The 4599-nt window shown below is 74.3% G+C and carries 5 protein-coding genes; 2 read left to right on the forward strand and 3 right to left on the reverse strand.

The window, feature by feature from the left end:
* The 3 genes from V7793_RS33815 to V7793_RS33825 form a co-directional block, all read right to left on the reverse strand.
* Positions 1-1148, reverse strand: a 1148-nt coding sequence (locus tag V7793_RS33815) for a DUF58 domain-containing protein (protein ID WP_336013521.1), incomplete at its 3' end; no start/stop codon positions are given.
* On the reverse strand, positions 1148-2194 hold the full coding sequence (locus tag V7793_RS33820; protein ID WP_443058051.1) for an AAA family ATPase: 1047 nt from the start codon (positions 2192-2194) through the stop codon (positions 1148-1150). The genes V7793_RS33820 and V7793_RS33815, both read right to left, overlap by 1 nt.
* Before the next feature lie 156 nt (positions 2195-2350).
* The gene (locus tag V7793_RS33825; protein WP_058044818.1) at positions 2351-2902 is read right to left on the reverse strand and encodes a beta-class carbonic anhydrase; all 552 of its coding nucleotides are present in this window, start codon (positions 2900-2902) and stop codon (positions 2351-2353) included.
* Positions 2903-3333: 431 nt separating this feature from the next.
* Between V7793_RS33825 and rsmH the strand changes: the two genes are divergently transcribed.
* Positions 3334-4293, forward strand: a complete 960-nt coding sequence (gene rsmH / locus V7793_RS33830) for a 16S rRNA (cytosine(1402)-N(4))-methyltransferase RsmH (RefSeq protein WP_336013522.1) — start codon at positions 3334-3336, stop codon at positions 4291-4293.
* On the forward strand, positions 4290-4599 hold a 310-nt coding region (locus tag V7793_RS33835), incomplete at its 3' end, for a septum formation initiator family protein (RefSeq protein WP_336013523.1). The genes rsmH and V7793_RS33835, both read left to right, overlap by 4 nt.

Raw genomic sequence — 4599 nt, forward strand, 5'->3', positions numbered from 1 at the left:
CCGCGCCCGCGCATCCGGGCCGCCAGGGCCGCCTGCTGCTCGTCGAGGCCGCCGAAGAACGCCACGAGCAGCCCGCCCTCGCCGAGCAGGGAGCCGAGGGCTGGGGAGAGACAGGTGCCCTCCGAGTGCTCCACGGCCGCCAGGCTCTCCAGCAGCAGGCCCGCCGCGTCCGCGGATTCGTTGGGGAGTCCAACGAGCTCGCCGGGGGCGCCCGGGCCGGGGATCGCGGCCCCCGTGTCGGTGAGCAGCCGCACGGAGAAGCCTCGCCCCAGCAGATGCAGCGCGGCGGAGGCGGCCGCCGAGACCGCCCACTCGAAGGACGAGCCGGGGCCCCTGCCCTCGTGGGCGGTGCGGCGCGTGTCCAGCAGCACCGTGCAGCGGGCCCGGCGGGGCTGCTCCTCGCGGCGCACCATGAGCTCGCCGTGGCGCGCGGTGGAGCGCCAGTGCACGCGGCGCAGGTCGTCCCCGTGCCGGTAGCCGCGGGGGATGACGTCGTCCTCGCCGGTCAGGGCGGGGGAGCGCCGCAGGCCGTCGCCGTGGCCCGGGACCGGGCCGCCCAGGCGCACCGGGGGCAGCGGCTCGGTGTGCGGCACGACCGTCAGCGTGTCGTACGCGCTGAAGCCGCGGGTCAGCTCGCACATGCCGAAGGGGTCCGTCAGCCGCAGCTGCAGCGGGCCGAGCGGATAGCGGCCGCGCAGATCGGAGCGGACGCGGTAGGAGACCTCGCGCCGGCCGCCGGGCTCGATCCGGTCGAGGACGAAGCGGGGGCGCGAGCCCAGGACGTAGGGCACCCGGTCCTGGAGCATCAGCAGGCCGGTGGGCAGCCGGGAGACGCTGTCGATCCGCAGCTGGACGCGGGCCTCGGCGCCTGCGGGGACCCGGGACGGCGTCAGGCGGCGGCTGCCCGCGACGCGGTGGCGGGTGCGGTGCAGCACGGCCACGCAGAGCAGGGGCAGCGCGGCCAGTAACAGCCCGACCCGCAGCAGATCGGCCTGCCCGAGCACGTAGGAACAGGAGGCGGCCGCGATGCCGGCCGCGAGGAAGGAGCGGCCGCGGGTGGTCAGCCCGCCCAGCGCCGCCCACAGGCTGCCGCCCGCCGCGGACGGACCGCCCTCCCGCCCGGGATCCGCGCCGTCCCCCGCGCCCATCACAGCCTCCGGGCCTGCCGCCAGGCAGCCTGCGCCGACGGGTCGGGCACGGGGGTGCGCCGGAGGAGGTCGAGGACGGCCTGCTCGGCGGTGCGCCCGCTCAGCTGGGCCTGGGCCGTGGGCAGCAGCCGGTGGGCGAGGACGGGGACGGCCAGCGCCTGGACGTCGTCGGGCAGGGCGAACTCGCGGCCCGCGAGGGCGGCCGCCGCCCTGGCCGCGCGCACCAGGTGGAGCGTCGCCCGGGGGGAGGCCCCGAGCCGGAGGTCGGGGTGGTGCCGGGTGGCGGTCACGAGATCCACCGCGTAGCGCCGGACGGAGTCGGCCACGTGCACCGAGCGGACCCCTTCGATCAGCTTGACGACCTCGTGGGCATGGGCCACCGGCTGCAGGTCCTCCAGCGGGGAGACCTGGCGGGAGCCGTCGTGCACGTCCAGCATGCGCAGCTCGGCCTCGGGGCTGGGATAGCCCATGGAGACCCGGGCCATGAAGCGGTCGCGCTGGGCCTCGGGCAGCGGGTAGGTGCCCTCCATCTCGACGGGATTCTGCGTGGCCACCACCATGAAGGGGCTCGGCAGCTCGTAGGTGTGCCCGTCGACGGTGACCTGGCGCTCCTCCATGGACTCCAGCAGCGCCGACTGGGTCTTGGGCGAGGCGCGGTTGATCTCGTCGCCGATGACGATCTGGGCGAAGACCGCGCCCGGCTTGAACTCGAAGTCGCGCCGCTGCTGGTCGAAGACGCTCACGCCCGTGATGTCCGAGGGGAGGAGGTCGGGCGTGAACTGGATGCGGCGCACCGAGCAGTCGACGGAGCGCGCCAGGGCCTTGGCGAGCATCGTCTTGCCGACGCCCGGCACGTCCTCGATGAGGAGGTGCCCCTCGGCGAGGAGCACCGTCAGCGCGAGCCGCACGACCTCCGGCTTGCCCTCGATCACGCCCTCCACCGCCCGGCGGATCCGCTCCGCGGTGGTGGTCGGCTCTCCCCCTGCGCTCGGCTCCGCCCGCGTGGGGGGACCCCCAAGGCTCCCCGGCTCGCCATAGGTCGTCACCCGGCCCTCCTCGGCCCGTCCTGCGGGCTTGCGGTCCGCTGGTCGCGAACCGGCCCGCCCCCGAATACGGACACCGCGCCCCGCTCGTCACACGAGGGCAGTGTCCTCTCCGCATTCTGGCCGCCCGCGCGGCGCCGCGTCACCGCCTGTGGACAATCAGTGCTGCGGGTCGATCTCGCGCAGCAGACCCGTCGTCACATCGAAGATGAAGCCACGGACGTCGTCGGTGTGGGGCAGGAACGGCGAGGTCCGTACGCGCTGCATGGACTGCCGGACATCCTGCTCCAGGTCCTTGAACGCCTCCACCGCCCACGCCGGGCGCTGTCCGACCTCCGCCTCGATCTCGTGGCGGAAGTCCTCGGTCAGGGTCAGCAGACCGCAGCCGGTGTGGTGGATGAGGACGACGGAGCGGGTGCCGAGCGCGCGCTGGCTGATGGTCAGCGAGCGGATGATGTCGTCGGTGACGACGCCGCCCGCGTTGCGGATGGTGTGGCAGTCGCCGAGCTGCAGGCCCAGCGCCGCGTGAAGGTCGAGCCGGGCGTCCATGCAGGCGACGACGGCGACCTTCAGGACGGGGCGTGCGTCCATGCCCGGATCGGAGAAGTGGGAGGCGTATTCGGTGTTGGCCTGAACCAGACGGTCCGTGACCGTCGGCTGCCGGGCGCTGTCGGAGCTCTGGGGCGCCGGCTGGGACGCGGATATCGACATATGAACGACGGTAGTCGGCGCAGCGCCCCCAGGCCCGTTACGCCCGCCACAAATCTCCGCCCACAGGGGCCTCTGTGAGGTATGCCACAGGGGTTGCGGCCCTGCGGCCGTCCGGGTGAACGGAATGCTTCCCGCCATTTGTGCCGGCGGGCCCCCCGCGCCGCGCCCGCCGCGGGACGCGCTGGCCGGTTGATTGACCGGGGGGACGAGTGGACTAAAGTGACGCGAAGTGGGAGGCCCGATGCTCCCCCTGGACACCGAAAAAACCCGCATGCGCGCGACGCGGACGTACCCCTCGGCCTCCTCCCGCTCCCCGGTCGTCCGGCGCCCCTTCCCCGGTGCCGGGCAGGCCGCTTCCCCTTGGAGCGGGTGGGGACCCGGGGATACGGACGCTTGTGCGCGTCCCGGGTACCCCTAACTCAGAAGGGCGCATGAGCAGCAACGCGCGACACGTCCCCGTCATGCTCCAGCGCTGCCTGGACATGCTCGCTCCCGCTCTCACCGAGCCCGGCGCCGTCGTCGTCGACTGCACCCTGGGCGCCGGCGGGCACAGCGAGGCGCTGCTCAAGACCTTCCCCGAGGCCCGGCTCGTCGCCCTCGACCGCGACCCCACCGCCCTCGACCTCGCGGGCGGGCGCCTCGCCCCCTTCGGCGAGCGCGCCACCCTGGTGCGCGCCGTCTACCACGAGCTGCCCGAGGTGCTGGAGCGGCTCGGCATCCCCAAGGTCCAGGGCATCCTCTTCGACCTGGGCGTCTCCTCCATGCAGCTGGACGAGGCCGACCGCGGCTTCGCCTACGCGCAGGACGCCCCGCTGGACATGCGCATGGACCAGACGACGGGCATCAGCGCGGCCGAGGTCCTCAACACGTACGCCCCCGGCGACCTGGTGCGCATCCTGCGCGCCTACGGCGAGGAGAAGCAGGCCCGCAGGATCGTCGAGGCCGTCGTCCGCGAGCGCGCCAAGGAGCCCTTCACCAACAGCGCCCGCCTCGTCGACGTCATCCGCGAGGCCCTGCCGCAGGCCGCCAAGCGGCACGGCGGCAACCCCGCCAAGCGCACCTTCCAGGCCCTGCGCATCGAGGTCAATGCCGAGCTGGCCAGCGTCGAGGCGGCCATCCCCGCCGCCGTCGCCGCGCTCGCCGTCGGCGGCCGCATCGCCGTGCTGTCCTACCAGTCCCTGGAGGACCGCATCGTCAAGCAGGTCTTCGCGGCCGGCGCCGCCACCACCGCGCCCCCCGGCCTGCCCGTTGTCCCCGAGCGCTACCAGCCCCGCCTGAAGCTCCTCACCCGCGGCGCCGAACTGCCCACCGAGGAAGAGGTCGCCGAGAACCGGCGCGCCGCCCCCGCCCGGCTGCGCGGAGCCGAGCGCATCCGCGAGGACATCCCGTGACCCCGGCCGCCCGCCGGGGCCTCCGGCTGGGCCGCCTCCTGGGCGGGCAGGCCGGAGCCAAGCGCACCCCCTTCGTCCTGCTGGTGGTCGTGCTGCTCGGCTCCGGCCTGATCTCCCTCCTGCTGCTCAACTCCGCCCTCAACCAGGGCTCCTTCGAACTCTCCCGCCTCCAGCGCAAGACCACCGAGCTCACCGACGAGCAGCAGGCCCTGCAGCAGGAGGTCGACCAGCTCGCCGCCCCGGACGCCCTGGAGCGCCGCGCCCGCGAGCTCGGCATGGTCCCCGGCGGCAACCCCGCCTTCCTCA

It is taken from the genome of Streptomyces sp. KLMMK, from assembly GCF_036961605.1.
GTDB classification, from domain to species: Bacteria; Actinomycetota; Actinomycetes; order Streptomycetales; family Streptomycetaceae; genus Streptomyces; species Streptomyces telluris.